The 26,663-nt window shown below is 66.8% G+C and carries 22 protein-coding genes, 2 tRNA genes and 4 pseudogenes; 12 read left to right on the forward strand and 16 right to left on the reverse strand.

What is annotated here, in order from left to right:
• Positions 1-9: 9 nt before the first annotated feature.
• Positions 10-1,946, reverse strand: a pseudogene (locus F1643_RS08905) (propionyl-CoA synthetase).
• 186 nt (positions 1,947-2,132) lie between these two features.
• The gene (locus F1643_RS08910; RefSeq protein ID WP_194912653.1) at positions 2,133-2,594 is read right to left on the reverse strand and encodes a DUF3574 domain-containing protein; all 462 of its coding nucleotides are present in this window, start codon (positions 2,592-2,594) and stop codon (positions 2,133-2,135) included.
• Between the two features lie 105 nt (positions 2,595-2,699).
• Here F1643_RS08910 and F1643_RS08915 point away from each other — a divergent pair, with 105 nt between their 5' ends.
• A complete protein-coding gene (locus F1643_RS08915) occupies positions 2,700-3,065 on the forward strand; it encodes a hypothetical protein (RefSeq protein ID WP_194912654.1) in 366 nt (121 codons plus the stop codon).
• Positions 3,066-3,068: 3 nt separating this feature from the next.
• Here the strand turns inward: F1643_RS08915 and F1643_RS08920 are convergent.
• Positions 3,069-3,511: pseudogene (locus F1643_RS08920) on the reverse strand (Rrf2 family transcriptional regulator).
• Positions 3,512-3,669: 158 nt separating this feature from the next.
• Between F1643_RS08920 and F1643_RS08925 the strand changes: the two are divergent.
• The gene (locus F1643_RS08925) at positions 3,670-4,602 is read left to right on the forward strand and encodes an NAD(P)/FAD-dependent oxidoreductase (RefSeq protein WP_194912655.1); all 933 of its coding nucleotides are present in this window, start codon (positions 3,670-3,672) and stop codon (positions 4,600-4,602) included.
• Here F1643_RS08925 and F1643_RS08930 read toward each other — a convergent pair.
• Positions 4,599-5,240 carry a LysE/ArgO family amino acid transporter gene (locus F1643_RS08930; RefSeq protein ID WP_194912656.1) on the reverse strand — a complete coding sequence of 214 codons (642 nt, stop codon included), beginning with the start codon at positions 5,238-5,240 and terminating at the stop codon, positions 4,599-4,601. The two genes, F1643_RS08925 and F1643_RS08930, sit on opposite strands and share 4 nt — an antisense overlap.
• A gap of 96 nt (positions 5,241-5,336) precedes the next feature.
• Here F1643_RS08930 and F1643_RS08935 point away from each other — a divergent pair, with 96 nt between their 5' ends.
• The 3 genes from F1643_RS08935 (at position 5,337) to F1643_RS08945 (ending at position 8,629) form a co-directional block, all read left to right on the forward strand.
• On the forward strand, positions 5,337-6,236 hold the full coding sequence (locus tag F1643_RS08935) for a LysR family transcriptional regulator ArgP (RefSeq protein ID WP_194912657.1): 900 nt from the start codon (positions 5,337-5,339) through the stop codon (positions 6,234-6,236).
• Between the two features lie 60 nt (positions 6,237-6,296).
• Positions 6,297-8,111 (forward strand): M3 family oligoendopeptidase, encoded by a 1,815-nt coding sequence (locus F1643_RS08940; RefSeq protein ID WP_194912658.1) that lies wholly within the window; start codon positions 6,297-6,299, stop codon positions 8,109-8,111.
• A 107-nt stretch (positions 8,112-8,218) separates the two neighbouring features.
• Complete coding sequence (locus F1643_RS08945) at positions 8,219-8,629, forward strand: bacteriohemerythrin (RefSeq protein WP_194912660.1); 411 nt, start codon at positions 8,219-8,221, stop codon at positions 8,627-8,629.
• 252 nt (positions 8,630-8,881) lie between these two features.
• On the opposite strand, the gene F1643_RS08950 is transcribed toward F1643_RS08945, so the two are convergent.
• A tRNA-Lys gene (locus F1643_RS08950) sits at positions 8,882-8,957 on the reverse strand.
• A 23-nt stretch (positions 8,958-8,980) separates the two neighbouring features.
• Positions 8,981-9,056 (reverse strand) — tRNA-Lys (locus F1643_RS08955).
• Between the two features lie 227 nt (positions 9,057-9,283).
• Between F1643_RS08955 and F1643_RS08960 the strand changes: the two genes are divergently transcribed.
• Complete coding sequence (locus F1643_RS08960; RefSeq protein ID WP_194912661.1) at positions 9,284-10,813, forward strand: class I SAM-dependent methyltransferase; 1,530 nt, start codon at positions 9,284-9,286, stop codon at positions 10,811-10,813.
• Positions 10,814-10,853: 40 nt separating this feature from the next.
• Here the strand turns inward: F1643_RS08960 and hisE are convergent, their stop codons facing one another.
• Positions 10,854-11,180 (reverse strand): phosphoribosyl-ATP diphosphatase, encoded by a 327-nt coding sequence (hisE, locus tag F1643_RS08965; protein WP_149222122.1) that lies wholly within the window; start codon positions 11,178-11,180, stop codon positions 10,854-10,856.
• Positions 11,181-11,330: 150 nt separating this feature from the next.
• Positions 11,331-12,038, reverse strand: coding sequence for a phosphate signaling complex protein PhoU (gene phoU / locus F1643_RS08970; RefSeq protein ID WP_149222123.1), 708 nt, complete (start codon positions 12,036-12,038; stop codon positions 11,331-11,333).
• Positions 12,039-12,242: 204 nt separating this feature from the next.
• On the opposite strand from phoU, the gene F1643_RS08975 reads away from it, so the two are divergent.
• Positions 12,243-12,782, forward strand: a complete 540-nt coding sequence (locus F1643_RS08975; protein WP_194912664.1) for a TIGR00645 family protein — start codon at positions 12,243-12,245, stop codon at positions 12,780-12,782.
• Between the two features lie 369 nt (positions 12,783-13,151).
• Positions 13,152-14,192: a rod shape-determining protein gene (locus F1643_RS08980; RefSeq protein ID WP_012974729.1), complete on the forward strand. Its 1,041-nt coding sequence runs from the start codon at positions 13,152-13,154 to the stop codon at positions 14,190-14,192.
• Between the two features lie 106 nt (positions 14,193-14,298).
• Here the strand turns inward: F1643_RS08980 and F1643_RS24640 are convergent, their stop codons facing one another.
• Complete coding sequence (locus tag F1643_RS24640) at positions 14,299-14,721, reverse strand: hypothetical protein (RefSeq protein ID WP_370540540.1); 423 nt, start codon at positions 14,719-14,721, stop codon at positions 14,299-14,301.
• Between the two features lie 7 nt (positions 14,722-14,728).
• Between F1643_RS24640 and mreC the strand changes: the two genes are divergently transcribed.
• From mreC to mrdA, 3 genes and pseudogenes are all read left to right on the forward strand, one after another.
• The gene (mreC, locus tag F1643_RS24645; RefSeq protein WP_370540541.1) at positions 14,729-15,157 is read left to right on the forward strand and encodes a rod shape-determining protein MreC; all 429 of its coding nucleotides are present in this window, start codon (positions 14,729-14,731) and stop codon (positions 15,155-15,157) included.
• Between the two features lie 37 nt (positions 15,158-15,194).
• The gene (gene mreD, locus F1643_RS08990) at positions 15,195-15,707 is read left to right on the forward strand and encodes a rod shape-determining protein MreD (protein ID WP_194912667.1); all 513 of its coding nucleotides are present in this window, start codon (positions 15,195-15,197) and stop codon (positions 15,705-15,707) included.
• Between the two features lie 17 nt (positions 15,708-15,724).
• Positions 15,725-17,612, forward strand: a pseudogene (gene mrdA / locus F1643_RS08995) (penicillin-binding protein 2).
• A gap of 162 nt (positions 17,613-17,774) precedes the next feature.
• Here the strand turns inward: mrdA and ilvC are convergent.
• From ilvC to miaA, 5 genes are all read right to left on the reverse strand, one after another.
• Complete coding sequence (gene ilvC / locus F1643_RS09000) at positions 17,775-18,794, reverse strand: ketol-acid reductoisomerase (protein WP_014248441.1); 1,020 nt, start codon at positions 18,792-18,794, stop codon at positions 17,775-17,777.
• A gap of 184 nt (positions 18,795-18,978) precedes the next feature.
• Positions 18,979-19,485: an acetolactate synthase small subunit gene (gene ilvN / locus F1643_RS09005; RefSeq protein WP_194912668.1), complete on the reverse strand. Its 507-nt coding sequence runs from the start codon at positions 19,483-19,485 to the stop codon at positions 18,979-18,981.
• Positions 19,486-19,521: 36 nt separating this feature from the next.
• Positions 19,522-21,285 carry an acetolactate synthase 3 large subunit gene (locus tag F1643_RS09010; RefSeq protein WP_149222129.1) on the reverse strand — a complete coding sequence of 588 codons (1,764 nt, stop codon included), beginning with the start codon at positions 21,283-21,285 and terminating at the stop codon, positions 19,522-19,524.
• Positions 21,286-21,611: 326 nt separating this feature from the next.
• Positions 21,612-22,823: a PLP-dependent aminotransferase family protein gene (locus F1643_RS09015; protein ID WP_194912671.1), complete on the reverse strand. Its 1,212-nt coding sequence runs from the start codon at positions 22,821-22,823 to the stop codon at positions 21,612-21,614.
• Between the two features lie 17 nt (positions 22,824-22,840).
• Entirely contained in the window at positions 22,841-23,833 is a 993-nt protein-coding gene (miaA, locus tag F1643_RS09020; RefSeq protein WP_194912672.1) for a tRNA (adenosine(37)-N6)-dimethylallyltransferase MiaA, read from the reverse strand.
• 319 nt (positions 23,834-24,152) lie between these two features.
• Here miaA and serB point away from each other — a divergent pair, with 319 nt between their 5' ends.
• Entirely contained in the window at positions 24,153-25,046 is an 894-nt protein-coding gene (serB, locus tag F1643_RS09025; protein WP_194912673.1) for a phosphoserine phosphatase SerB, read from the forward strand.
• 18 nt (positions 25,047-25,064) lie between these two features.
• Here the strand turns inward: serB and F1643_RS09030 are convergent, their stop codons facing one another.
• Entirely contained in the window at positions 25,065-25,475 is a 411-nt protein-coding gene (locus tag F1643_RS09030) for a bacteriohemerythrin (RefSeq protein WP_111066794.1), read from the reverse strand.
• 183 nt (positions 25,476-25,658) lie between these two features.
• A pseudogene (gene fabI, locus F1643_RS09035) lies at positions 25,659-26,445 on the reverse strand (enoyl-ACP reductase FabI).
• Positions 26,446-26,663 lie beyond the last annotated feature (218 nt).

Here is a 26,663-nt window from a genome sequence, read left to right on the forward strand (position 1 = left end):
TCCGCCCGATCAGGCCGGCGTGCTGCTGGTCTTGGCGTAGCCCAGCGTCTTCAGCGCGTCGGCGATCTCCGGCAGGATGCCCGGATCGTCGATGGTCGCCGGCATCTTGTAGTCCTGGCTGTCGGCGATCTTCTGCATGGTGCCGCGCAGGATCTTGCCCGACCGCGTCTTCGGCAGGCGGTCGACCACCAGGGCGCGCTTGAAGTCGGCGACCGGGCCGATCTGCTCGCGCACCAGCTGGACGACCTCCTTGACGATCTCCTCATGCGGACGGGTAACGCCGGCCTTCAGGCAGACGAAGCCCAGCGGCACCTGACCCTTCAGGTCGTCGGCCACGCCGATCACCGCGCATTCGGCGACGTCCTTGTGGCTCGACAGCACCTCTTCCATGGCGCCGGTGGACAGGCGGTGGCCGGCGACGTTGATGATGTCGTCGGTGCGCGCCATGACGTAGACATAGCCGTCATCGTCGATGAAGCCCGCGTCGCCGGTCTGGTAATAGCCGGGGTAATCGGCGAGGTAGGACTTCTTGAAGCGCTCGTCGGCGTTCCACAGCGTCGGCAGCGTGCCCGGAGGCAGCGGCAGCTTGACGCAGATGGCGCCGATGTCGCCGCGCGGAACCTCCTTCAGCTCGGCATTCAGCACCCGCACGTCCCAGCCCGGCATCGGGCGGGTGGCGGAGCCGTATTTGATCGGGAACAGGTGCACGCCCAGCGGATTGCCGGAAATCGCCCAGCCGGTCTCGGTCTGCCACCAGTGGTCGATGACCGGAACGTTCAGATTGTCCTCGGCCCAGTGCAGCGTGTCGGGGTCCGACCGCTCGCCGGCCAGGAACAGGGCGCGGAAGTGCGACAGGTCGTACTTCTTCAGGTAATTGGCGTCCGGATCCTCGCGCTTGATGGCGCGGAAGGCGGTGGGGGCGGTGAACAGCGTGCCGACCTTGTGCTGCTCGATCACGCGCCAGAAGGTGCCCGGATCGGGGGTGCCGACCGGCTTGCCTTCGAACACAACGGTGGTGCAGCCGGTCAGCAGCGGCGCATAGACGATGTAGGAATGGCCGACGACCCAGCCCACATCCGACGCCGCCCAATACACCTCGCCGGGCTTGACGTTGTAGATGTTGGTCATGGTCCAGCGCAGCGCCACCGCATGGCCGCCGTTGTCGCGCACCACGCCCTTGGGCTGGCCGGTCGTGCCGGAGGTGTAGAGGATATAGAGCGGGTCTGTCGCCTTGACGGGCACGCATTCCGCCGGCTCTGCCTTCGCCACGGCCTCCATCCAGTCGACGTCGCGGCCGGCGACCAGGGTCGCGGTCTCCTGCGGGCGCTGCCAGACGATGACGCTGCTGGGCTTGTGGGCCGACTGTTCGATGGCGGAGTCCAGCATCGGCTTGTACTTGACGATGCGGTTCGGCTCGATGCCGCAGGAGGCCGAGACGATGGCCTTCGGCTTGGCGTCGTCGATGCGGGTCGCCAGCTCGTGCGGGCGAAGCCGCCGAACACCACCGAATGGACGGCGCCCAGGCGGGCGCAGGCCAGCATGGCGACGACCGACTGCGGGATCATCGGCATGTAGAGAAGGACGCGGTCGCCCTTCTCCACGCCCTGGGCGCGCAGCGCGCCGGCGAAGCGGGCGACCTGATCCTGCAGCTCGGCATAGGTGATGGTCTGGACGGTCTGGGTGACCGGGCTGTCATAGATGATCGCCGCCTGCGCGCCGCGACCGTCTTCCACATGGCGGTCGACCGCGTTGTAGCAGGTGTTCAGCTCCCCGCCGGTGAACCAGCGGTAGAAGGGCGCGTTGCTGTCGTCCAGCACCTTGTCCCACGGCTTGAACCAGGAAATGTCCTTCGCCGCCTCGCCCCAGAACCCGGCGGGGTCCGACAGGGAACGGGCATGCATCCGGTCGAAAAGCTCTGCAGTCGTGGTGCTGGCGGTCGGGCTCATGGCGGGGCGTCCCTCGTTCTATTTTGGTACTATTCGGTGCGCATTTCCTCTCGGCCGCGAAACGATCAGTTCCGCAGCCTCCACAATCTGCGACAAAAGCATAAGTGCAGGCAAATGTCAGAAGGTCGGGGGTGCGGCGAGCTGTCGCATTTCCCGTTCGCGAAATGCCGCTCCGAACGCTGAAATTCAAAAGGATACGCAAACCGGCCTTATGGCGAGTCCGACCGACTGCTGGTGGAACCGCTCCTTGTACGATTCGACGATTTCGCGGATGAGCGACAGCGTCGCCGGTCCGCCTTCGGCCAGCAGGGTCAGCACCTTGCTCGGCTCCCGGATCAGCCGGCCGGTCTCGCTGTCCCGCCAATGGCCGGAGGCGTCGATGACGGTCAGGCCGTTGGGGAAGCGCGGCGTCACCTCGCCATCCAGGAAATCGGCCCAGTCGCGCTCGCTGACGCCGACGTCCGCACCGATGTTGCGGCCGAAGAACAGCTGCGCCTCGATCATCGGGGCGGCGGAGTAGGCTTCGCAAGCAAGCGGAGCCGCGGCCGGAGCGAAGGCGGGCTGCATGGGGGCCAGCTGTGCCGCGGCCGGCACGCTCAGCAGCAGGAGCGGGAGAAGAACGGACGGCAGAGTCGGGACGGGGCGCATCGGCGAGTCTCCGTTCGGGCGAGGGATGGCACGTCAAGTCAGGCGGGCGGCATCTGGATCAGCGACGCTCTGGTCAGGACGCCCACGGACCGTTATGCATGGATCATGGCCATCGATCCACCCATCACCGGGATTCGCCCGATCCTGACCGTCGTCCACGGCAACGGCGAGCGCCTGATCGTGGCTCGTCTCACCAATCTCGGCGGCGGCAGCCAGTCCAACCGCTTCGTCCTGCGCCGCGCCGATTTCCGCGCACCGTGGGAGCAGCCGGAGAAGGGCTATTTCGGCTATGCGGAGGTCGCCCGCGCGCTGGACGCCAACGGCTGGCGCGGCTGCAGCATCGAAGCGATGGCGACCACCGACCTGGAGGAGCGCCGCGCCCGCCAGCTCGCCCGCAAGAAGCTGCACCTGCAATGCGTGGAGGCGGCGATCCGCCGGGCGCAGGAGGGGGAGACGACCGAAAGGGCGTAGGCTCTAGGCCCCGCAAGTCCCCCGCGCCGTCATGCGCCGGTCGAAATCGGCGGCGAGGTCGGCAAGCGTCACCTGGCCGAGATGGCGGACGAGCACCGCCTCCGCCTCGCGCAGTGCTCCGTCCAGGGCCGCATTCACGGCCTGCTCCACCAGACAGCTCGGCTCGTCCGCCGTCGGGCCGATGGCGAAAATCCCCGGCTCCCCAATGCGCGATGGATATCGAGCAGGGTGATCGCATCGAGCGGCCGTGCCAGCCGCCAGCCGCCGCCATGGCCCTTTTCCGACCGGACATGGCCGGCGTCGCGCAACCCCGCCATGGTGCGGCGGATGACCACCGGATTCGTGTTCAGCATCTCGGCAATCGCCTCCGACGTCAGGGCGCCGTCATGCCGATCCATGTGGATCAGCACATGCAGCATGCGGGAAAGGCGGCTGTCCTGTCGCATCGGTGATCGGTTCCTTCCGGTAGCGCGCCGGGCGGCCGGACAAGTCAGGCCACTTCATAAGTTACATGGCACATTGACCGCCGCCTTTCATGTAACTTATCATGTGTCGTGACTGGGCGCGGACGGCGCGCCCAGCCAATCCGAGGAAAGGCACGGTCATGTACGGAAACGACACGACGACCTACGACGCCATCATCGTTGGCGGCAGCTATGCCGGAATCGCGGCGGCGCTGCAGTTGGCCCGCGCCCGACGCCGGGTGCTGGTAATCGACGAGGGGGTGCGGCGCAACCGCTTCGCCTCCCACTCCCATGGTTTTCTCGGCCAGGACGGTCGTCCGCCGGGAGACATTGCCGCCGAGGCCCGCGACCAGCTGATGCGCTACCCGACCGTCACCTGGAAGACCGGCAGGGCCGAGAATGCCGCGCGGACAGCGGAGGGAGTTCGGATCACCGATTCGGATGGGATCGCCCACCGGGGGCGCCGGCTGCTGCTCGCCATCGGTGTGGTCGACGAGTTGCCGGCGATTCCCGGCTTGAAGGAACGATGGGGCCGCTCCGTCTTCCACTGCCCCTACTGTCACGGCTACGAGCTGGAGCAGGGCCGGATCGGCGTCGTCGCCGTATCCGGGCAATCCATGCACCATGCGTTGATGCTGCCGGATTGGGGACCGACGACACTGCTCCTGAACGGGGCGTTCGTGCCCGACGCCGACCAGTCGGCCCATCTGGCCCGGCGCGGGGTTGCCGTCGAGACCAGCCTCATCACCGGGATCGGCGGCGATCCGGCGGAGGTCGTGCTTGACGATGGGCGGATTCTACCTTTCGCCGGCCTGTTCGTGCTGCCGAGAAGCCGCATCGCAAGTCCGCTGGCCGAACAGTTGGGATGCGCGACGGAGGACGGGCCGCTCGGCACCCACATCCGGGTCGATGCGATGCAGGAGACGAGTGTCCCCGGCGTCTTCGCCTGCGGCGACGCGGCACGGGCGGCGGGATCGGTGGCGCTGGCCGTCGGCGCCGGCACGATCGCAGGAACCGCGCTTCACCGCTCGCTGCTGTTCTGCGAGGACGAAGCCCTGTTCGCCCGCCCCTAGCCGATCAGCAATCCGGCCGCGATGGCCCACATCACCAGGGCTATGACGCCGTCCATCACCCGCCAGGACGCCGGCCGGGCGAACAGCGGGCGCAGCAGGCGGGCGCCATAGCCGAGCGCGAAGAAGAACAGGAAGGACGCCGTCATCGCCCCCAGCGCGAAGGCCTCCCGCGCCTCGGCGAAGCGGGCGGAGACGGAGCCGACCAGCACCACCGTGTCCAGGTAGACATGCGGGTTCAGCCAGGTCAGCGCCAGACAGGTCAGCAGCGCAGGCAGCAGGCCCGCCGGCTCCCGGTCCGCCGGGGTCAGCCCGGTCCCGTTGCGCAGGGCGGAACGGGCGCTGCGCAGCCCATAGACCAGCAGGAACGCGGCGCCGGCATAACGCATCAGCGGTTCCAGCCACGGCCAGCGCGCGCCGGCCGTGGCAAATCCGCTGACGCCGACCAGGATCAGCACCGCGTCGGAAACGGCGCAGGTGGCGCAGATCGCCAGCACATGTTCGTTGCGCAAGCCCTGGCGCAGCACGAAGGCATTCTGTGCGCCGATGGCGACGATCAGGCTGAACCCCAGGAACAGGCCCGGCAGGAAGGCGGTCACGAGGGCGGAGGAGACCATCGAAGCGGCGAAGGGATCGGTCATGGCACGGTTCCGGAGTCGGTGGACGCCAATCCGCTACCATCTGATCTCCCTTTGCCGTACTTAATCCTCCTTGATCCGATTAAGCAGAGCTAATCCATGCTGGACTATCCGCTGCTGACCGCTCTGGCCGCGGTGATCCGCACCGGCAGCTTCGAACGCGCCGCGCAGCAATTGCACGTCACGCCATCGGCGGTGTCGCAGCGGGTCAAGCTGCTGGAGGAACGGCTGGGCAGCGTCCTGGTGGTACGCGGCCAGCCCTGCACCGGGACCGCCGCCGGCCAGCGCCTGTGCCAGCATGTGGAGCAGGTGGCCCTGCTGGAAAGCGAACTGCGCGGTGCCCTGCCCGGCCTGATCCCGGCGGAGGGGCCGGCCACCCTGCGCATCGCGGTGAACGCCGACAGCCTCGCCACCTGGTTCGTCGCGGCGATGGCAGACTTGCCCGATTGCCTGTTCGATCTGGTTCTGGACGACCAGGACCACAGCGCCGAATGGCTGCGCAAGGGCGAGGTGCTGGCCGCCGTCACCGCCAGCCCGGCGCCGGTTCCCGGCTGCGACAGCCATCCGCTGGGCGCGCTGCGCTACCGCGCCACCGCAAGCCCCGACTACATGCGCCGCCATTTTCCGGACGGCGTGACAGCCGACGCCCTGGCCCGCGCGCCCTGCCTGACCTTCAACCGCAAGGACCGGCTGCAAACGCAATGGCTGCGTCTGGTGCTGGGCGACCACGATTCGCAAACGCCGACTCCGCCCACCCACTGGCTGCCCTCCACCCACGCCTTCGTCGACGGGGCGCTGGCCGGGCTGGGATGGGGGATGAACCCGGACCCGCTGGTCGCCGACCATCTCGCTGCCGGCCGGTTGGTGGAGCTGGTACCCGGCCGGCCGCTGGACGTGCCGCTCCATTGGCAGCAGAGCCGCATCGCCGGAACGGCGCTGGCCGGGCTGTCGCGTGCCGTCCTGCGCGCCGGCCGGCGGGCGCTGCAGGACCCCGCATGAGGACTTTGCCCGCGGCGCGTGCGCGCTTATATGGATCCAACCAATCTCTGGAGGGATTCGATGACCAGCAGCGCCGCCATGGCCGCAAACGACACCCCCGAACTGGGTGCGCTTCCCACCTGGGACCTGAGCGACCTCTATCCCGGCATGGAGTCGCCGGAGCTGAAGGCCGACCTCGACCGGATGGAGCGGGAGTGCAAGGCCTTCCGCGAACGCTACGCCGGCAAGCTGGTCACGCTGAAGGGCGACGAACTGGCCGCGGCGATCCGCAGCTACGAGGACATCGACGAGACGCTGTCGCGCGTCATGTCCTATGCCGGACTGGTCTACAACGGCAACATGGTCGACCCGACCATCGCCAAGTTCTACCAGTCGGCGCAGGAGCGGGTGAACGACATCTCCGCCCACCTGATCTTCTTCACGCTGGAGATCAACCGGCTGGACGAGGCCGATCTGGCGGCCATACAGACGGCGTCCCCGGCGCTGCGCCATTACGAGCCGTGGCTACGCGACGTCCGCCTCTACCGCGACCACCAGCTGTCCGACGAGATCGAGCGGCTGCTGCACGAAAAGCATGTCGTCGGCCGCGCCGCCTGGAACCGCCTGTTCGACGAGACCATCGCCAGCCTGCGTTTCCCCATGGGCGGGAAGGAGCTCACCTGTGCGGAGGCGCTGAACCGCCTGTCCGACCGCAACCCCGCGATCCGCCGCGAGGCCGGCGAGGTTGTGGGCAAGGTGCTGGGCGAGAATGCGCGGCTGTTCGCGCTGGTCACCAACACGCTGGCCAAGGACAAGGAAATCGAGGACGACTGGCGCAACTACCCGACGCCGACCTCCGCCCGCAACCTGTCCAACCGGGTCGAGGACGAGGTCGTCGATGCGCTGGTCTCCGCCGTCAAGGGCGCCTATCCGGACCTGTCCCACCGCTATTACGCGATGAAGGCCAAGTGGTTCGGCCAGGACCGTCTGGACTATTGGGACCGCAATGCCCCCCTGCCCGAGGATGCCGACCGCAGCATCCCGTGGGAGGAGGCGCGCGACATCGTGCTCGGCGCCTATGGCCGCTTCTCCCCCGACCTCGCCGGCCTGGGAAAACGCTTCTTCGACAATCCCTGGATCGACGCCCCGGTTCGTCCCGGCAAGGCGCCGGGCGCCTTCGCCCATCCGACCGTGCCCAGCGTCCACCCCTATCTGCTGGTCAACTACCAGGGCAAGACCCGCGACGTGATGACGCTGGCCCATGAGCTGGGCCATGGCGTCCACCAGATCCTGGCCGGCAAGCAGGGGCACTTCCTGTCCGACACCCCGCTGACGCTGGCGGAAACGGCATCGGTGTTCGGCGAGATGCTGACCTTCCGCGCCCTGCTGGCGGCGGAGACCGACCCGAAGCGCCGCCGCATCATGCTGGCCGGCAAGGTCGAGGACATGCTGAACACGGTGGTCCGCCAGATCGCCTTCTTCGATTTCGAACGCCGCGTCCACACCGAACGGCGCGAGGGCGAGCTCACCTCGGACCGCATCGGCGAGATCTGGATGGCGGTGCAGACCGAAAGCCTCGGCCCGGCGCTTCGTTTCGACGAGGGATACCGGCACTACTGGTCCTACATCCCCCACTTCATCCATTCGCCCTTCTACGTCTACGCCTATGCCTTCGGCGACTGCCTGGTGAACTCGCTCTACGCGGTCTACCAGGACGCGGAGAAGGGCTTCGCCGAGAAGTATCTGGCGATGCTGTCGGCCGGTGGCACGCTGCGCCACAAGGAACTGCTGGCTCCCTTCGGGCTGGATGCCTCCGACCCGGCCTTCTGGCAGAAGGGCCTCGGCGTCATCCGCGGCTTCATCGACGAGTTGGAGGCCGGCGAGGCGAAAGGCTGACGATCCGGGTGTCTTGACCGCCGTCAAGAGACCATGACGACAGTGCGGGTATGGTGGCCTTCGGAGCGTCGTCTCCGAAGGCCATCTTCGTTTCAGGAAGCCCCACCATGCTTGCGACCACCACCCCCGCCGCCGACCCCACCAGCGATGTCCCCATGCTCGGCTATGCGGTCATGGACCGCGACCATGTCGATTCCGTCGCCCTGCTGCAGGCCGCCTGCGATGCGCCGGCCGGCGAACTGCAGGCTCCCTTCGCCGCCTTCGCCAAGCATCTGCGCGAGCATTTTGCCCGCGAGAACGCGCTGATGACGCAGCACGGCTTCTTCGCCCTGCATTGCCACAAGGACGAACATGCCCGCGTCCTGAAGGTGGTCGCGACCATCGAAGCGGAGTTGGCCGAGGGCAAGGAGGACCGCGCCCGCCTGTACGTCACCGAGCATTTCCCGGACTGGTTCCACACCCATCTGGCGACGATGGACCGGGTGACCGCGGATTTCCTGGCGCAGGTGCAAGGGTGAGGGTTCGGCAGCCGGCTGCCCCCTCCCCATCCCTCCCCCGCCCTCGGCCGGCCAAAGGCCGGTCCGATCGCGGGAGAGGGGGCAGGACGCTTGTCGGCGTAAAGTAACCGCGAAAGCGGCGGAGTTCCCTCTCCCACCGAAGGTGGGGGAAGGTTAGGGAGGGGGCATCACACGAGACGCCACGACCGCTCCCAAACAGAAGCCCAAAACTGGAAAGGGGCCGGAACCTGCTCGGTTCCAGCCCCTTATGGATGGTGGGCGCACAAGGACTCGAACCTTGGACCCGCTGATTAAGAGTCAGCTGCTCTACCAACTGAGCTATGCGCCCATCCGTAGGAAATGCTCAAGAGATGGTGGGCGCACAAGGACTCGAACCTTGGACCCGCTGATTAAGAGTCAGCTGCTCTACCAACTGAGCTATGCGCCCATCTCTTGCTGCGGCGAACTTGGCTGAAACAGCCGACTGTTCATCGCCCCGGCCAAGCCGTTGTCCCGGCCGGTGTGGCGCGGTTTATAGCGAAGGGCTTTTGGCCTGTCGATAGCAAAATCGCACCCCATGTGAATTTTTTGGCGCGCGCTTTTCGGTGGCCGGACTCCACCCACGGCGGCTACACCGGCGCTGTCGACAATGGGCATCGAAACGGGAGATCGGGAATGGGCGGCTGGACGGAAGGCTATGTCGGCGGCATCGACTATATCCGCGCCGTCTATCGCGACTGGTCGCCGGCCCTGCTCAGCTTGGCCCTGACGCTGCGCGGTTGGCGTCCGCCCGAGGCGCTGCGCCGCGGCTGCTTCACCATGGCGGAACCGGGATGCGGCCACGGGCTGACCAGTGCGCTGCTGGCCGGCGCCCATCCGGCCGCACGTTTCGAGGCGATGGACTTCAACCCCTCCCACATCGCCGGCGTCCGTCGGCTGGCCGACGATGCCGGGCTCGACAATGCCGACTTCCTGGAGGAGAGCTTCGCCGACTATGCCCGGCGCGAGGGGCCGATGCTGGACGTGGTCGCCCTGCACGGCGTCTGGTCCTGGGTAAGCGCCGAGAACCGGGCGATCCTGCTCGACACGCTGCGCCGCCGACTGGCACCGGGTGGCGTTGTGTTCGTCAGCTACAACGCCCTCCCCGGCACGTTGGCCCATATGCCGTTGCGCCGCCTGCTGGTGGAGCGCTGCGCCGACGGCGATGGCCCCCTGCCCGACCGCATCGCGCGGGCGGTCGAGTTCGCCTCGCGGATGGCCGCCCGGGGCGGCGGCTGGTTCGGCGCCACCGACGGCGTGGTGGAGCGGATCGAGCAGCTGCGCCACAAGTCGCCGAACTACATCGCCCACGAATATCTGAACGGCGACTGGACGGCCTTCTACCATGCCGACGTGGCGCGCGAGCTGGCGGCCGCCAAGCTGGAGTTCGCCGGCGCTGCCGTGCCGATGGAGCAGTTGCACGATCTCAGCCTGTCCCCCGCGAAGCAGGCGCTGGCGGATGAGGCGCGCGATCCGGCCCAGGCCGAGACCCTGCGCGACGTGATGACCAACCGCAGCTTCCGCCGCGACCTGTTCGTGAAGGGCGGCGAGCGGCTGGGACCGGCGGAGCGGCGCGCGCTGTTGGGTGAGACCCGGTTCGCGCTGTTGGTGGCCGCCGACGATTTGCCGGAAGTCGCCTCCACCCCCATCGGCCGCCTGCCCTTCCCGCAGGCGCTCTACCAGCCGCTGGGCGAGGCGCTGGCCGAGGAGCCGCAGAGCCTCGACGCGCTGCTCGCCCGGCCGGCCCTGGCGGCGCAAGGGGAGGATGCCGTGCTGCGCGCGCTGGTCCTGCTGACGAGCCTGACTCTGGCGGCGCCGATCATGCCCGAAGACGGATTTGCGGAACGTAAAGCTTCGAGCGAGCGCTTCAACGCCGCCGTTCTGCAACGCCACCGCTTTGGCGATACGCCGGGGCAGCTCGCCTCCCCGCTGCTGGGCGCCGGGGTGCCGGTATCGCGGATCGAGGCGCTGTTCCTGCTGGCCGCCCGGCTGGGTGAGGACCCCGCAGCCTTCGCCTGGCGCCATCTGTCCGCCGACGGTATCACGCTTGGCCGCGACGGCGAGCGGTGCGAGGGGGATGAGGCCAGCCGGACTGAACTGACGCGCCGGCATGCGGCTTTCGTGCAGCGGAGGCTGCCGTTGCTGGAGGGTTTGGGAGCGGCTTGAGGACAGGAGGTGTCGACGTCGATGTCCCCGACAGCCCCGCTCAACGCTCGGCGACCACCTTCGGCAGTTTCTCGGCGATGCCGTAAAGCGCTTCGCGCCGGCGGATTTCGGCGAACACGTCGTCCGGGTGGATGTTCAGCGTCGCCCAGAGGACCGACAGGTTGTACAGCAGGTCGGCACTTTCGTTGATGACCCCCTGGCGATCCTCGTTCATCGCATCCAGCGCCACCTCGACCGCTTCCTCGCCCACCTTCTTGGCGATCTTCTTCGGACCGGCGGCGATCAGACGGGCGGTCTTGGACTGCGCCGGGTCCATTTGCTGGCGGTCGAGGATGGCGGCATAGAGGCGGATCAGGTCGTCGGTCATCAGGGAGGGTTTGTCTCGTCTGCGGGTGGGAACGGCATCCCGTTAACGTGATCGCTCCGCAACGGAAATGCTATCCCCCATCGGCCCGGTTCCAGGCCGAACGATCGCCTTATGCCTTGCGGTGACGCCCCCTTGTCTCGGATCAGGGCCTCAGCTCACCGGATCATAGGAATGGTCGGCCTTTGGACGCTCGTCCAGCAGGGTCTGGCCGGTGCTGACGAAATGCACGACCTCGGCGATGTTGGTGGCGTGGTCGCCGATGCGCTCCAGGTTCTTCGCGATCATCATCAGATGCATATGCGCCATGAACTGGTCCGGTGCCGCCAGGGCGGACCGTTCCACCTCCGCAACGAGGCTGGTGTAGAGCGCGTCCACCTCATCGTCGGTGCGCCAGATGCGCAGTGCCGCCTCGCTGTCGCTGTCGACATAGGCGTCGACCACGGCGCTGAGCCGCTCGCGCACCAGCCGCCCGAGCTGCGGCAGGCCCGACAGAGAGGCCGATTCCGCAAGGCTGAAGATGGCGACCGCGCGCTTGGCGGTGTTGGCGGCATGGTCGCCGATGCGTTCCAGGTTGCCGGCGATCTTCAGCGCCGCCACGACCTCGCGCAGGTCGTCGGCCACCGGCTGGCGCAGTGCCAGCAGGCGCATGCAGTGCGCTTCGATGTCATGCTCGAACGAGTCGAGTCGCGCGTCCGACTCGACGATTTCCCGCGCCAGATCGGGGTTGCGCTGGGCCAGGCAGGTCAGTGCCTGGTCGATCTGCGTCTCCGCAGCGCCGGCCATCTGCACGATGGCGGATTTCATCCGCTTCAGCGCGTCCTCGAACGCGGACACGATGTGTGGAGCGGAGGTCTTCATGGTCGGCAAACCCTTCCCGGCGGTCTCATCCAAAGCCGCGACCATAGCGCCTCGACGTTACGATACGATGACAATGCCTATGACGAATGGAGGTTCCCCGCCCTCGGCACGACGAATGAAATGTCCGATTGATTTTGCGGCGCAGCATTGCGACACATCCGCCGTCTCCGCGACTTCCCTAATCAACGACGTGCCGAACCCGCCATGATCGAACGCCGCTTCGAACAGATCATCTTCGCCAGCCGCTGGCTGCTCGCCCCCTTCTATCTCGGGCTCGTGGTCTCGCTGGTGCTCCTGCTGGTGAAGTTCACCCAGGAAATCCTGCACATCGTTCCGCATGTGCTGGACATGAGCGAGAAGGACGTGCTGCTGGCCGTGCTGACGCTGATCGACCTGTCCTTCGCCGGAAATCTTCTGCTGATGGTGATCTTCGCCGGCTACGAGAACTTCGTCTCGAAGATCGACGTGGCCAATCACGAAGATCGTCCGGATTGGATGGGCAAGGTCGATTTCGGTGGGCTGAAGCTGAAGCTGATCGCCTCCATCGTCGCCATTTCCGGCATTCATCTGCTGAAGGCCTTCATGAATCTGTCCCAGACCTCGCAGGAGGAGCTGATGTGGCTGGTGATCATCCACATGACCTTCGTGGTGTCGGGCGTTCTGCTGGCCTGCATGGACCGGCTGGAGGGACACCACGCCCATGCGGCAAAGCCGACGGGCAATCCCGAGGCCGGGCATCACTGACCACCCTGCCGGACAGGCGGGCAATTGCCCATTGCGGCACACCATGGTTCGGACTAGACACTGAACCGCCACACCGGCCGAATGGCTATCGGCGGATCGGGACGGCATTTACCGCAAGGGCCGATCTCAAGAGTTCGGCCGTTGACGGAAAATTAACCCTGATCCGCCAGTTTTGCCTTCACCAGACACCGCAAGAGCGGCGGGCACCGGCCAACCGGAACCTGCTTTCGCGACACGGGTCAGGCCTGCCGGGCGCACTCTCCGCTTGAGCGTGCGGACGCATTCGACTATGGAACCGTCGGCGGGCATGCTATGCCAGTCGCCGCCGGCTCGGCCGTCTCAACCGCTTTGATAGAGTTCGTCAGCTCCATGCTCTCCAAACTGCTGGGCGTTCTGTCCGCCGACATGGCGATCGATCTGGGCACGGCCAACACCCTGGTCTATGTCAAGGGCCGCGGCATCGTCCTGAACGAACCGTCCGTCGTCGCCATCGCCAACGTGCGCGGCAAGAAGCAGGTCCTCGCCGTCGGTGACGAGGCGAAGATGATGCTCGGCCGAACCCCCGGCAACATCCAGGCCATCCGGCCGCTTCGCGACGGCGTCATCGCCGATTTCGAAGTCGCGGAGGAAATGATCAAGCATTTCATCCGCAAGGTTCACAACCGCCGCAGCTTCGCCAGCCCGCAGGTCATCATCTGCGTGCCGTCGGGCTCGACCGCGGTGGAACGCCGGGCGATCCAGGAATCGGCGGAGGCCGCAGGCGCCCGCCGCGTCTTCCTGATCGAGGAGCCGATGGCCGCCGCGATCGGCGCCGGGCTTCCGGTGACGGAACCGACGGGCTCGATGGTCGTCGACATCGGCGGCGGCACCACCGAGGTGGCCGTGCTGTCGCTGGGCGGCATCGTCTATTCGCGGTCGGTCCGCGTCGGCGGCGACAAGATGGACGAGGCCATCATCGGCTACATCCGTCGCAGCCACAATCTGCTGGTCGGCGAAGGCTCGGCCGAGCGGATCAAGAAGGAAATCGGCTCCGCCTGCCCGCCCGAGGACGGCGAGGGCCGCATCCTCGAAATCAAGGGCCGCGACCTGATGAACGGCGTGCCCAAGGAACTGATCATCTCCGAACGGCAGATCGCCGAGTCGCTGGCCGAGCCCGTGTCGGCCATCGTCGAGGCGGTGAAGGTGGCGCTGGAACACACCGCTCCGGAACTGGCTGCCGACATCGTCGACAAGGGCATCGTGCTGACCGGCGGCGGCGCCCTGCTGGGCAACCTGGACTTCGTCCTGCGCCACGCCACCGGCCTGCCGGTGTCGATCGCCGACGATCCCCTCTCCTGCGTGGCGCTCGGCACCGGCCGCGCGCTGGAGGAGATGAAGACGCTGCGAAACGTCTTGGTCAGCGCTTACTGATTGGTGTATCCCTGATTGGAAGGCCTCCGGCCCGTCGCCCAACCCCGGGCGGTGAGGGCCGGAGACGGACCGCGTATCTGGACGGGAATTTCCTGTGAAGTCACGCTCATCCGGCTCCGTCATCCGCCTTGCCGCGCCTTTGCGGGCTCTCGCGCAGCGTTTCTCCTTCCTCCTGCTTGTCCTTGCCTCCATCGCGTTGATGATGGTCGGCAAGATCGAGTCCGTATCGGTGGACAGCGCCCGCGCCCGCATGACCGACGCCTTCGCCCCGATCCTCGACGCGATCTCCCGCCCCGCCGCGACCGCGGCGCGCGTGGTCGAGTCGGTGGTCGAGCTTGAGAACGCCTTCGACGAGAACCAGCGCCTGAAGGCCGAGAACGCCCGGCTTCTGCAGTGGAAGCAGGCGGCTTTGCGGCTGGAGGCGGAAAACAGCAGCCTGCGCAGCCTGCTGCGCGTCCGTCCGGACCCCTCTCTCACCTACATCGCCGCCCGCGTCATCGCGACCCCCCGGCAGTTCCTTCGTCCGCACGCTTGTGGTGACCGCCGGCAAGCGCGACGGGGTGCGCAAGGGACAGGCTGCGCTGGCCGGCGCCGGTCTGGTCGGCCGGGTGATCGAAGTCGGCGAATGGTCGTCCCGCATCCTGCTGCTGACCGACATCAACGCCCGTGTCCCGGTAATCCTGGCCAACACGCGTCAGCGCGCCATCCTGGCCGGGGACAATTCCGACCAGGCCAAGCTTCTTTATCTGCCGCCGGAGTCGCCGATCCAGGTGGGCGAGCAGGTGGTGACCTCGGGCGACGGCGGCCTGTTCCCGTCCGGCCTGCCGGTCGGCGTGGTGACCGCGGTCAGCGAGCGTGGCGTGCGCGTGCTGCCCAGCGCCGACCTGTCGCGGATCGAACATCTGCGCCTGGTGGATTTCGGATTGCCCGGCACCGACCTGGACCCGTCGCCGGAGTGGAAGTGAGCCGGTCCGACAGCGCCCCGGCGGGAAGGCCGCCGGTATGACGGCAACGTTCTGGCAACGGGTCGATAAGGCCGGGCGCAATCTGGCACCCTTCGCCGTTACCGTCATGATGGTTCTGGTCGGCATGATTCCGGTGCCGGTGCCGGGCTACGCCCCGGTGGCGCCGAACCTGACGCTGGTTTCCGTCTATTACTGGACGATCCACAGGCCTGACCTGATGCGTCCGGGGGTGGCCTTTCTGATCGGGCTGCTGCAGGATTTCCTGATCGGCGGGCCGCTGGGCGTCAATGCCTTGCTGCTGATCGTGGCGCAGTGGGCGGTCCTGAACCAGCGCCGGGTGTTCCTGGCCAGCACCTTCGCGTTGCTGTGGTTCGGCTTCACCCTGGTGATGGCCGGTGCCGTGGTTCTGCAATGGCTGGCTTTCACGGCACTGGATGCGGCCGCGCTGTCGATCCTGCCGGCGCTGTTCCAGGGCCTGCTGACGGTGGCGGTGTTTCCTGCGGTGGGCTGGCTGCTGATCCGCGTCCACCGCGCGTTCTTGAACGGGTAAAGGGTCCCGGCGGTTTCATGAGTTCGATCGATCGCGACACCGACCGTTCCCGCCTGCTGGCGCGCCGCGCCCTGGTGCTGGGCGGCATCAAGCTGGCCGGTCTGTCCGCGCTGGTCGGTCGGCTCTATTACCTGCAGGTGGTCGAATCCGCGCGCTACACCATGCTGGCGGAGGAGAACCGCATCAGCCTGCGGCTGATCGCCCCGTCGCGCGGCAACATCGTCGACCGGTTCGGCGTGCCGCTGGCGGTGAACGAGCAGAACTACCGGGTCGTCGTCGTGTCGGAGCGCACCCACAACATCCAGGAGACGCTCGACAAGATCTCCCGCATCGTCCCGCTGACCGATGGCGACCGCCGCCGTGTGATGCGCGAAACTGCACCGCAAGCGCCGCTTCGTCCCCGTCACCGTGCGCGAGAACCTGACCTGGGAGCAGGTGGCGACGCTGGAGACCAACACCCCCGACCTGCCGGGCGTGTCGATCGAGGTGGGCGAGCTGCGCCATTACCCGCAGGCGGAGGCCACCGCCCATATCCTGGGCTATGTCGGCGCGGTTTCGGAAGCGGAGTTGAGCGGCAACAGCGATCCGGTGCTGTCCCTGCCCGGCTTCCGCATCGGCAAGGCCGGCATCGAGAAGTTCCACGAGAAGGTTCTGCGCGGCACCGCCGGCACCAGCCAGCTGGAGGTCAACGCTGTCGGCCGCGTCATCCGCGAGCTGTCGCGCGACGAGGGGCAGTCGGGCCGCGAGATCCAGCTGACCATCGACATGGCGCTGCAGCGCTTCGTGCAGGAACGCCTGTCGAAGGAGGTCAGCGCGTCGGCGGTGGTGATGGACGTTCACACCGGCGGCATCTATGCGCTGAGTTCCCACCCCAGCTACGATCCCAACCAGTTCACCATGGGCATCAGCGCCGAGCTGTGGGAGGAGCTGCTGTCCAACCAGGCGACGCCGCTGAACAACAAGGCGGTGGTCGGCCAGTATCCGCCGGGCTCCACCTTCAAGATGATGGCGGCGCTGGCGGCACTCGAATCGGGGATCGTCAGCAGCCGGCACACCGTCTTCTGCCCCGGCCACATGGAACTGGGCGACCATCGCTTCCACTGCTGGAAGCGCGGCGGCCACGGTACGGTCGATTTCGTCGGGGCGCTGCGCCATTCCTGCGACGTGTTCTTCTACGACGTGTCGCGGCGCATCGGCATCGACCGCATTTCCGAGATGTCCAACCGCTTCGGCCTGGGCGCCCGCACCGGCATCGACCTGCCGCACGAGCGCGCCGGGCTGATGCCGTCCATCGCCTGGAAGAAGGCGACCCTGGGCAAGGGCTGGGACATGGGCGAGACGCTGGTCGCCTCCATCGGCCAGGGCTATGTGCTGACGACGCCGCTGCAACTGGCGGTGATGACCTGCCGGCTGGCCAACGGCGGCTATGCGGTCAAGCCGCATTTGACCAAGCAGATCAAGACCGTCAGCGGCGAACAGACCGCCTGGCCCAGCATCGGCGTGAAGAAGGAGAATCTCGACATCGTGCTGCGCGGCATGAACGAGGTGACCAACGCGCCGAACGGCACCGCCTTCAAGTCGCGCATCACCGAGGTCGGGTACGAGATGGCCGGCAAGACCGGTTCCGCCCAGGTCCGCCGCATCACCATGGCGGAGCGCACCACCGGCGTGAAGAAGAACGAGGATCTGCCCTGGCGCGAACGCGACCACGCCCTGTTCGTCGCCTTCGCGCCCGTCCAGGCGCCGCGCTATGCCTGCGCCGTCTTCGTCGAGCATGGCGGCGGCGGCTCCACCGCGGCGGCGCCGATCGCCCGCGACATCCTGCTGGAAACCCAGAAGCGCGACCCCGGCCGCGCCGCGGTGGCCGAAACCCCGCCGTCGAGTTTCAAGGATCCGCGGGGGTAGGCTTTCGCCGTGGTTACTCCCTCCCCCACCCTCGGCCGGCCAAAGGCCGGTCCGATCACGGGGGAGGGTTAGGGAGGGGGCATCACGTGAAGCACCTCCCAAATGAAAAGCGCGCCCCCGAAGGGACGCGCTTTCCGGAAAACCGACTTGGCTTTCGCCCGATCAGTTCTTCGACTTGTCGACCAGACGGCGCTCGGCGATCCACGGCATCATGGCGCGCAGCTTCTCGCCGACCTTCTCGATCTCGTGCTCGGCGTTGCGGCGACGGATCGCCTTGAAGGACGGCTGGCCGGCCTTGCATTCCAGCATCCAGTCGCGGACGAAGCGGCCTTCCTGGATGTCGGTCAGGACGCGCTTCATCTCGGCCTTGGTCTCGGGCGTGATGATGCGCGGGCCGGTGCGGTAGTCACCGTATTCGGCCGTGTTGGAGATCGAGTAGCGCATGTTGGCCATGCCGCCCTCGTACATCAGGTCGACGATCAGCTTCACTTCGTGCAGGCACTCGAAATAGGCCATCTCGGGGGCATAGCCCGCCTCGACCAGAGTCTCGTAACCGGCGCGGATCAGCTCGGTCAGGCCGCCGCAGAGCACGGCCTGCTCGCCGAACAGGTCGGTCTCGCACTCTTCCTTGAAGGTGGTCTCGATGATGCCGGCGCGACCGCCGCCATTGGCCGAGGCGTAGGACAGGGCGATGTCCAGCGCGTTGCCCGAAGCGTTCTGGTGAACGGCGACCAGCGACGGCACGCCGCCGCCACGCTGGTACTCGCTGCGCACGGTGTGGCCGGGGCCCTTCGGCGCGATCATGAACACGTCGAGGTCGGCGCGCGGCTCGATCAGGTTGAAGTGGACGTTCAGGCCGTGCGCGAAGGCCAGGGCGGCGCCCTGCTTCATGTTCGGGGCCAGATCGTCACGGTACAGGTCGGCCTGCAGCTCGTCCGGGGTCAGAACCATCACGACGTCGGCCCAGGCAGCGGCTTCGGCCGGGGTCATCACGGTGAAGCCGGCAGTCTCGGCCTTCTTGATGGTGGCCGAACCCGGGCGGAGCGCGATCCGCACGTCCTTCACGCCGCTGTCACGCAGGTTGTGGGCGTGGGCGTGGCCCTGGCTGCCGTAGCCGACGATGACGACCTTCTTGCCCTTGATCAGGTTGACGTCGGCATCACGATCGTAATAGACGCGCATGGAGATGGTTCCTTGAATTCGCAACGAACGAAGACTGAGTGCGTTTCCTGCGGCGGATTACTCCATTGAGCAAAGCCGCCCGTCAAGGGAAACAATCGCTCGACGGAACGGCAAAATGCAAAGCTTCCTTGCGTTTTTGCCGCTCCGATCTTTCGCAGAATGTTCTTCTGCGGGTGACGGCGCCTCAGAACGCCGCCGGTCCCTTCGACATGGCGACAACGCCGGTGCGGCTGGCTTCCACGAGGCCGAGTTGGCCCATCAGGCCGACGAAATCGTCGACCTGCTCGGTGGTGCCGGTCAGCTCGAAGACGAAGCTGCTCAGCGTCGCGTCGACCACCTTGGCCTGGAAGATGTCGGCGAGACGGAGCGCCTCGATCCGGCGGTCGCCGGTGCCGGCCACCTTGACCAGCGCCAGTTCGCGTTCCACCGACGGCCCTTCGTCGGTCAGGTCGTGGACGCGGTGGACCGGAACCAGCCGGCCGAGCTGCGCCTTGATCTGCTCGATGATCATCCGGGTGCCGGAGGTGACCAGCGTGATGCGCGACAGGTGGTCGGCGTTGTTCACCTCCGCCACGGTCAGGCTTTCGATGTTGTAGCCGCGGCCCGAGAACAGCCCGATGACGCGGGCGAGAACGCCCGGCTCGTTGTCCACCAGCACGGCGATGGTGTGCTTTTCGATCGCGTTTTCCATGAGACCCATTCCCCCCGTTCGTTCGTCGTCAGCCGATCAGACCAGCACCATGCCGTCTTCCGGCGTGGCGTCGGACGGGCTGTCGTCCGGACCGAACAGGATTTCGTTGTGGGCCTTGCCGCCCGGAATCATGGGGAAGCAGTTTTCCTTCGGATCGACGGCGATGTCGATGATGCAGGGGCGGTCGGTGACGGCCAGCATCTTCTCGATCACCTGATCGACCTCGGCCACCGTGGTGGCGCGCAGGCCGACGCAGCCCCAGGATTCCGCCAGCTTCACGAAGTCCGGCAGGGCTTCCGAATAGCTCTGGGAATAGCGCGATCCGTGCAGCAGTTCCTGCCACTGGCGCACCATGCCCATATACTGGTTGTTCAGGATGAAGATCTTGACCGGCGCGCGGTACTGCACGGCGGTACCGATCTCCTGCATGTTCATCAGGAAGCTGGCCTCGCCCGACACGTCCACCACGATGGCGTCGGGGTGGGCGAGCTGCGCGCCGATGGCAGCCGGCAGGCCGTAGCCCATGGTGCCGAGCCCGCCCGAGGTCAGCCAGCGGTTGGGCTGGTCGAAGGGCAGGAACTGGGCGGCCCACATCTGGTGCTGGCCGACTTCCGTCGTGATGTAGTGGTCCTTGCCGCGCAGGGCCTCGCGCAGGCGCTCCAGGGCGTATTGCGGCTTGATGACCGATTCGGTGCGGTTGTAGTTCAGGCAGTTGCGGGCGCGCCAGCCCTCGATCTTGCCCCACCACTCCTTCAGCGCCGGCTTGTCGGCGCTCTTGGCGCGCGCCTTCCAGATGCGCAGCATGTCTTCCAGCACGGCGCCGCAATCGCCGACGATCGGGATGTCGACCGCAACGTTCTTGTTGATCGAGCTGGGATCGATGTCGACATGGATCTTCTTGGAGCCCGGCGAGAAGGCCGACAGCTTGCCGGTCACGCGGTCGTCGAAACGGGCGCCGATGTTGATCATCACGTCGCATTCGTACATGGCGAGGTTCGCCTCGTACGTGCCGTGCATGCCGAGCATGCCCAGCCACTGATTGTCCGACGCCGGGAAGGCACCGAGGCCCATCAGGGTGGAGGTGATCGGGAAGCCGGTGGTCTTGACGAACTGGGTCAGCAGCTTGGCCGCGAAGGGGCCGGCGTTGATCACGCCGCCGCCGGTGTAGAAGACCGGCCGCTTGGCGTTGGCGATCAACTCGATCGCCTCTTCGATGCGGGCGATCTCCGCCTTCACCTGCGGACGGTAGGTCTTGTGCTTGACCTCCGCCGGCGGGACATAGGTGCCGTCGGCGAACTGCACGTCCTTCGGAATGTCGACCAGCACCGGGCCGGGACGGCCGCTGCGCGCGACATAGAAGGCCTCGTGCAGGGTGCGGGCCAGATTGTCGACGTCCTTCACCAGGTAATTATGCTTGGTGCAGGGACGGGTGATGCCGGTGGTGTCGGCTTCCTGGAAGGCGTCGTTGCCGATCAGGTGGGTCGGCACCTGCCCCGACAGGCAGACGAGCGGAATGCTGTCGCACAGGGCGTCCAGCAGGCCGGTCACCGCGTTGGTGGCGCCGGGGCCGGAGGTCACCAGCACGCAGCCGACCTTGCCGGTCGAGCGCGCATAGCCCTCCGCCGCGTGAACCGCGGCCTGTTCATGGCGTACGAGGACATGTTTCAGGTCGTTCTGCTGGAACAGCGCGTCGTAGATGGGAAGTACGGCGCCGCCGGGATAGCCGAAGATGATGTCAACGCCCTGATCCTTCAGGGCCTTGATGACGATCTGGGCGCCGGTCAGCTTCTGTTCGGACATCGCTCACGACCTTCTCATGTGGGCGCCTCCTCTAGGGCACCCGGTTCCTTGGGAACACCAACCCCGCCGGATGGGCATAGCCGTTCAGAACAACGACTTAGCCCCGATGGCGTGTGCTGGGACCGGCAAATTAGTCAAATCATCCGTCATAGGTCAACCCTATTCGCGAATGTTTGCAAAGTTTTTTTGCCGCAGTTTTTCCAATTGTTGCGCGCCCATAGGAGGTGGCGGTCCTGCCCGGTCCCAGCTTGCCCGAAACGGAAACGGCGGCCGCACCGAAGCGCGGCCGCCGTTTCGAACAGGCGACGACTGGGACGGACGAACCGTCAGGCGGCGGTCTTCAGCAGCTCGCACAGCCGGCGGATGCCCTCGCGGATCTGGGCCGGCTTGGTGACGGAGAAGGCCAGGCGCAGCGTGTTCTTGCCCGACCGGTCGGCGTGGAAGGCCGATCCGGGGACGAAGGCGACGTTGGCCTCCTTGATGGCGCGGGCCAGAAGTTCGGTGCCGTCGACGCCCTCCGGCGCCTCGATCCAGACGAACAGGCCGCCTTCCGGCCTGGTCCAGGTGACGCCCGGCGGGGCGTATTCGTCCAGGGCCGCCAGCATGGCGTCGCGACGCTCCTTGTATTGGGCGCGCAGCAGCTTGATGTGGCTGTCGAAGATCTGCGAGACGACGTCGTGCATGACGATCTGGTTGATCGTGCTGGCGTGCAGGTCGGCCGCCTGCTTCATCAGCACCAGCCGGTTCACCACCTCCGGCGCGGCATTGACCCAGCCGACGCGCATCGCCGGGACCATGGTCTTGGAGAAGGTGCCGCCGAAGATCACGTTGGTCAGCTTGCCGCCGTTGCGCTCGCAATCCAGCGCCGCCATCAGCGGCAGATGTTCGCCGTCATAGCGCAGTTCGCAATAGGCGGTGTCCTCGATCACCGGCACGCCGGCCGCATCGCAGGCGTCCAGGATGGCGTGGCGGCGGGCCAGCGTCACCGTGGTGCCGTTGGGGTTCTGGAAATCGGGGACGAGGTAGAAGAACTTCGGTTTCTGGGCCAGCGCCTCGGTCAGCGCAGTCATCTCCGGCCCTTCCTCGTCCATCGGGATGGAGAGGTAGGTCGGCTCGTAGGGCGAGAAGGCCTGCAACGCGCCGAGATAGGTCGGGCGGGTGACAACGATCTTGTCGCCGGGGCCGATCAGCAGCTTGCCGACGAACTCCAGTACCTGCTGCGAGCCGTTGGTGACCAGCACGCCATCCAGCCCGATGTTGACGCCCTTGCCGCCCATGTAATCGCAGATCCACTCCCGCAGCGGCGTATAGCCTTCGGTGATGGAATACTGCAGCGCAGCCCCGGCACCGGCGTTGGACTGGAAGATCTTCTCGTAGGACCGCGCGATGGCAGAGCTGGGGAACAGGTCCGGGTCGGGAATGCCGCCGGCGAAGGAGATGATCTCCGGGCGATCGATCAGCTTCAGCAGTTCCCGGATTTCGGACGCCGTCATGCCGCCCACGCGGCCCGCGAACACATGACCCCAATCAACCGACACGGTGCTTCTCCTTCGGATCAGTAATTTAGTATCGTTCTCAGGCGGCCGAGCATTGCATTTCGTTCCGCCTCTGAACAGGGTGAATCGATGGTATGGCAGCTATGCTGTCCTGTATGACTTACCAGCATTTCCGGTGCTTTGCCAACAATCTGATGCCGGAACCACGTCACCTGCCGTTTGGCATAGCGGCGGGTGGATTGCCGGGCCAGCGCGACCGCCTCGTCCAACGGGATTTCGCCATGCAGGTGGCGGCGCAGTTCCGGCACGCCCAGCGCCTTCAGCACCGGCAAGTCCGGGGCGAGGCCCTGCTCCCGCGCCAGAGCATCCAGCCGCCGCACCTCCTCCAGTGCGCCCTGCTCCATCATCAGGTCGAAACGCCTGTCGCACCGGGCGTAGAGGTCGGCGCGCGGTGGATCGAGCACGATGACGGTGAAGCGCAGGTTCTCCGGCGCGCCCTGGGCGGTTTGGCTCTGCCAGTGGGACAGCGGATGGCCGGTGGCCTCCAGCACCTCCCAGGCGCGGGTCAAGCGGGTGGTGTCGCCGGGGTTCAGCTTGGCCGATGCCGGATCGCGGGCGACCAGCTCGGAGCGGAAGGCCTCGCCGCCGATGGACGCCAGCCGGGCGTGAGCAGCGGCGCGCACCTCGTCGGGGATGGGGGGGACCTCGCTTAAACCCTGCATCAGCGCACGCAGATAGAGACCGGTGCCGCCGACCACCACGGGCAGCCGCCCCTCGGACTTGGCGGCGTCGATTTCCGCCAGCGCCATGTCGCGCCAGCGCGCCGCAGACCCGCGCTCCGCCGCCGGCAGCACGCCATAGAGGCGGTGCGGCGCCCGCGCCAGATCCTCGGCCGGCGGGCGGGCGGTCAGCACGTCGAGGTCGGCGTAGAGCTGCATGCTGTCGGCATTGATGACGGTGCCGCCGAACGCCTCGGCGACGGCAAGCGCCAGCCCCGACTTGCCCGACGCAGTCGGCCCGCCGATGACGATGACGTCGGTGAGGTCGGTCATCGCAGGCCCCCCGCCTCATATCCTCCTCTCCCCCCCGGGGAGAGGGTCGGGTGAGGGGGAGGCACAGTGTGGATTGATGGGAGAAGCCAAAGCGTCGCGCGTCGAGCAAAGCCACGAGGCGCTCCCCCTCACCCTAACCCTCTCCCCGGGGGGGAGAGGGGATATGGTCCGTCGAACCTGTTCCATCGTCCTTCCATGGCGTTCCGGCGCTCTCTTTGCAACACCCAACCGCATGCCGCCGCCGAAGCTTCGTTGGACCCGGCTCTCCGCCTGTGGTAGGCAGCGCGCAAAGGCCCTCTTTTCCTCGGGATACCCGCCGATGAACGCCGTCGCCACGCTGATCGCCCCGCGCACCGCCACGCTCGACGAGTCCGTCGTCCAGACCGCCAAGGCGGCACTGGTCGGGTTGGGCGCCGATGCCGGGGCGCCGGATTGGCTGGCCCCCGGCACCGCCTGCGACCTGCCTTTCGGCAATCTGGCGCCGGAACAGGCGGAGGCGGCAATCCGCCATGCGCTGAATGGCGCGAGACTGGACATCGTTGCCCAGCCGGCGGCGACCCGGCGCAAGCGGCTGCTGGTCGCCGACATGGAATCGACGATCATCGAGCAGGAGATGTTGGACGAGCTCGGCGACTATGTCGGGCTGAAGGACCACATCGCCGCCATCACCGCCCGCGCCATGAACGGCGAGATCGACTTCAAGGACGCGGTGCGCGAACGCGTCGCTCTGTTGAAGGGTCTGAAGGAGACGGTGATCGACGAGGTGTGGCAGCGCGCCACCCTGATGCCGGGGGCGGCCCAGCTGGTCGGCACCATGCGCGCCAACGGCGCCGTCTGCGTGCTGGTGTCGGGCGGCTTCCGCTGTTTCACCGGCCGGGTGCGCAGCTGGATCGGCTTCGACGACGACCGCGGCAACGATCTGGAAGTGGTCGACGGCGTGATGACCGGCATGGTGACCGAGCCGATCCTGGACAAGGACAGCAAGCTGCAGGCGCTGATGGCCTATGCCGGCGAGAACCGCGTGCCGATGGCGGAGACCATGGCCGTCGGCGACGGCGCCAACGACCTTCCGATGCTGCTGGCTGCCGGGCTCGGCGTCGCTTTCCACGCCAAGGCGGTGGTCGCCGCCGAGGCCCGCGCCCGCATCGACCATGGCGACCTGACCGCCCTGCTCTACGCCCAGGGTTATCGCGCCACCGAGTTCGTGGGGTAGGCGCCTGCCCCTATCCGATCACGCCCAGACGCCGCGCACATAGGGCGTGAGCTGCGTGTCCATCAGGATGATGTGGCGGACCAGCCAGTCGGCGGTGAATTTGTACAGCTTCTCGGCGTTCTCGTGGGTGGGTTCGATGGAGAAGCGGTTGGACAGTTCGCTGACCATCTTGACCGCGGCGCGGTGCATGGCGACGTGCTCCTCGAATTGCGGATAGCGCACGATCTGCATGATCCGCTCCTCGCGGGCGAAATGCTCCTTGGTGTATTCCAGCAGCTTGACCAGAATCTTGGCAACGCGAACCGGCTGGAACCGCGGGGCGGCCAGCGCTGCGTCGAGTTCGTTCAGATACTCGATCAGATGCTTGTGATCGTCGTCGATGGCCGGCTGGCCGACGCTCAACTGCCGTCGCCATGTGATGGCGCCCATGACCTTGCCGCCTCCCCCCTTGCCGGCACCCCGTTCGGGCGGATTATGGCTGGTGCTACCACCGCACCCAAACAGTCGGGACGTCACACGGCAATTTGACGCACCTTGGAGAGGCGTTCCAAACGGAATGGGGCGGATGCGTCGCCGCACCCGCCCCATTCTTCAACCGGAAATCCGCCGACCTCAGCCGATGATGGAATAGCCGCAATCGACGTAGGTGGTGTCGCCGGTGATGCCCTTGGCGCCGTCGGTGGCGAGGAAGGCGGTGGTGTAGCCGACCTCCTCGATGGTCACCAAGCGGCCTTCGGGGGTCCGCTCGGTGGCCTTGTTCATCAGCTCGTCGAAATGGGCGATGCCCGAAGCGGCGCGGGTCTTGATCGGGCCGGGGGAGATGGCATGGACGCGGATGCCCTTCGGGCCGAGTTCGGACGCCAGATAGCGCACGCTGGCCTCCAGCGCGGCCTTGACCGGACCCATCACGCCGTAATTGTCGATGACGCGGTTGGCGCCGAAATAGGACATGGTGAACAGCGACCCGCCGTCCTTCATCAGCGGCTCCGCATACTTGGCCATGCGGATGAAGGAGTGGCAGGAGACGTCCATCGCCTGCTGGAAGCCCTCGCGCGAGCAGTCGACGACGCGGCCGTGCAGGTCCTCCTTCGGCGCGAAGGCGATGCTGTGCAGCGCGAAGTCCAGCTTGCCCCACTTCTCGCCGATCTTGTCGAACATGGCCTTCAGCTCGCCTTCGCCGGTGACGTCCACCGGTTCGAAGATCTCGGCCTCAAGCTGCTGGGCCAGCGGCTCGACAAAGCGCTTCGCCTTGTCGTTCAGGTAGCTGACCGCAAGGTCGGCACCCAGCGCGGCGGAAGGCGCGGGCGCAGCCCCAGGCGATGGACTGGTCGTTGGCGATGCCAAGGACGAGCCCCTTCTTGCCTTCGAGCGTGGCGGCGGCGGGAATGATCGTGGTCATGGCGGACGGTCCTGCGGTCGGTGTGACGGGAGGAGCGGCCGCAACCCTGGCGGCCTTTTCGCCGGGCAAGGGCACGCGGCGTTCCTTGTGCGGTGCACCATAAACCAATAACGAGAGGTCCGCAACGTGCAATGGATGCAATCCGCACCCGCCCCCCAATCATCGCGCAGCATTGACGCCGGTATGTTCAGTAAAGGCAGAAGCCCTGCCCGCAATCC

Source organism: Azospirillum sp. INR13 (assembly GCF_015390205.1).
Lineage (GTDB): Bacteria > Pseudomonadota > Alphaproteobacteria > Azospirillales > Azospirillaceae > Azospirillum.

Bases quoted from the DNA above. Each gene is read 5' to 3' on its own strand.
- F1643_RS08910 (WP_194912653.1), bottom strand. From the start codon at position 2,594: ATGCGCCCCGTCCCGACTCTGCCGTCCGTTCTTCTCCCGCTCCTGCTG.
- F1643_RS08915 (WP_194912654.1), top strand. From the start codon at position 2,700: ATGGCCATCGATCCACCCATCACCGGGATTCGCCCGATCCTGACCGTC.
- F1643_RS08925 (WP_194912655.1), top strand. From the start codon at position 3,670: ATGTACGGAAACGACACGACGACCTACGACGCCATCATCGTTGGCGGC.
- F1643_RS08930 (WP_194912656.1), bottom strand. From the start codon at position 5,240: ATGACCGATCCCTTCGCCGCTTCGATGGTCTCCTCCGCCCTCGTGACC.
- F1643_RS08935 (WP_194912657.1), top strand. From the start codon at position 5,337: ATGCTGGACTATCCGCTGCTGACCGCTCTGGCCGCGGTGATCCGCACC.
- F1643_RS08940 (WP_194912658.1), top strand. From the start codon at position 6,297: ATGACCAGCAGCGCCGCCATGGCCGCAAACGACACCCCCGAACTGGGT.
- F1643_RS08945 (WP_194912660.1), top strand. From the start codon at position 8,219: ATGCTTGCGACCACCACCCCCGCCGCCGACCCCACCAGCGATGTCCCC.
- F1643_RS08960 (WP_194912661.1), top strand. From the start codon at position 9,284: ATGGGCGGCTGGACGGAAGGCTATGTCGGCGGCATCGACTATATCCGC.
- hisE (WP_149222122.1), bottom strand. From the start codon at position 11,180: ATGACCGACGACCTGATCCGCCTCTATGCCGCCATCCTCGACCGCCAG.
- phoU (WP_149222123.1), bottom strand. From the start codon at position 12,038: ATGAAGACCTCCGCTCCACACATCGTGTCCGCGTTCGAGGACGCGCTG.
- F1643_RS08975 (WP_194912664.1), top strand. From the start codon at position 12,243: ATGATCGAACGCCGCTTCGAACAGATCATCTTCGCCAGCCGCTGGCTG.
- F1643_RS08980 (WP_012974729.1), top strand. From the start codon at position 13,152: ATGCTCTCCAAACTGCTGGGCGTTCTGTCCGCCGACATGGCGATCGAT.
- mreD (WP_194912667.1), top strand. From the start codon at position 15,195: ATGACGGCAACGTTCTGGCAACGGGTCGATAAGGCCGGGCGCAATCTG.
- ilvC (WP_014248441.1), bottom strand. From the start codon at position 18,794: ATGCGCGTCTATTACGATCGTGATGCCGACGTCAACCTGATCAAGGGC.
- ilvN (WP_194912668.1), bottom strand. From the start codon at position 19,485: ATGGAAAACGCGATCGAAAAGCACACCATCGCCGTGCTGGTGGACAAC.
- F1643_RS09010 (WP_149222129.1), bottom strand. From the start codon at position 21,285: ATGTCCGAACAGAAGCTGACCGGCGCCCAGATCGTCATCAAGGCCCTG.
- miaA (WP_194912672.1), bottom strand. From the start codon at position 23,833: ATGACCGACCTCACCGACGTCATCGTCATCGGCGGGCCGACTGCGTCG.
- serB (WP_194912673.1), top strand. From the start codon at position 24,153: ATGAACGCCGTCGCCACGCTGATCGCCCCGCGCACCGCCACGCTCGAC.
- F1643_RS09030 (WP_111066794.1), bottom strand. From the start codon at position 25,475: ATGGGCGCCATCACATGGCGACGGCAGTTGAGCGTCGGCCAGCCGGCC.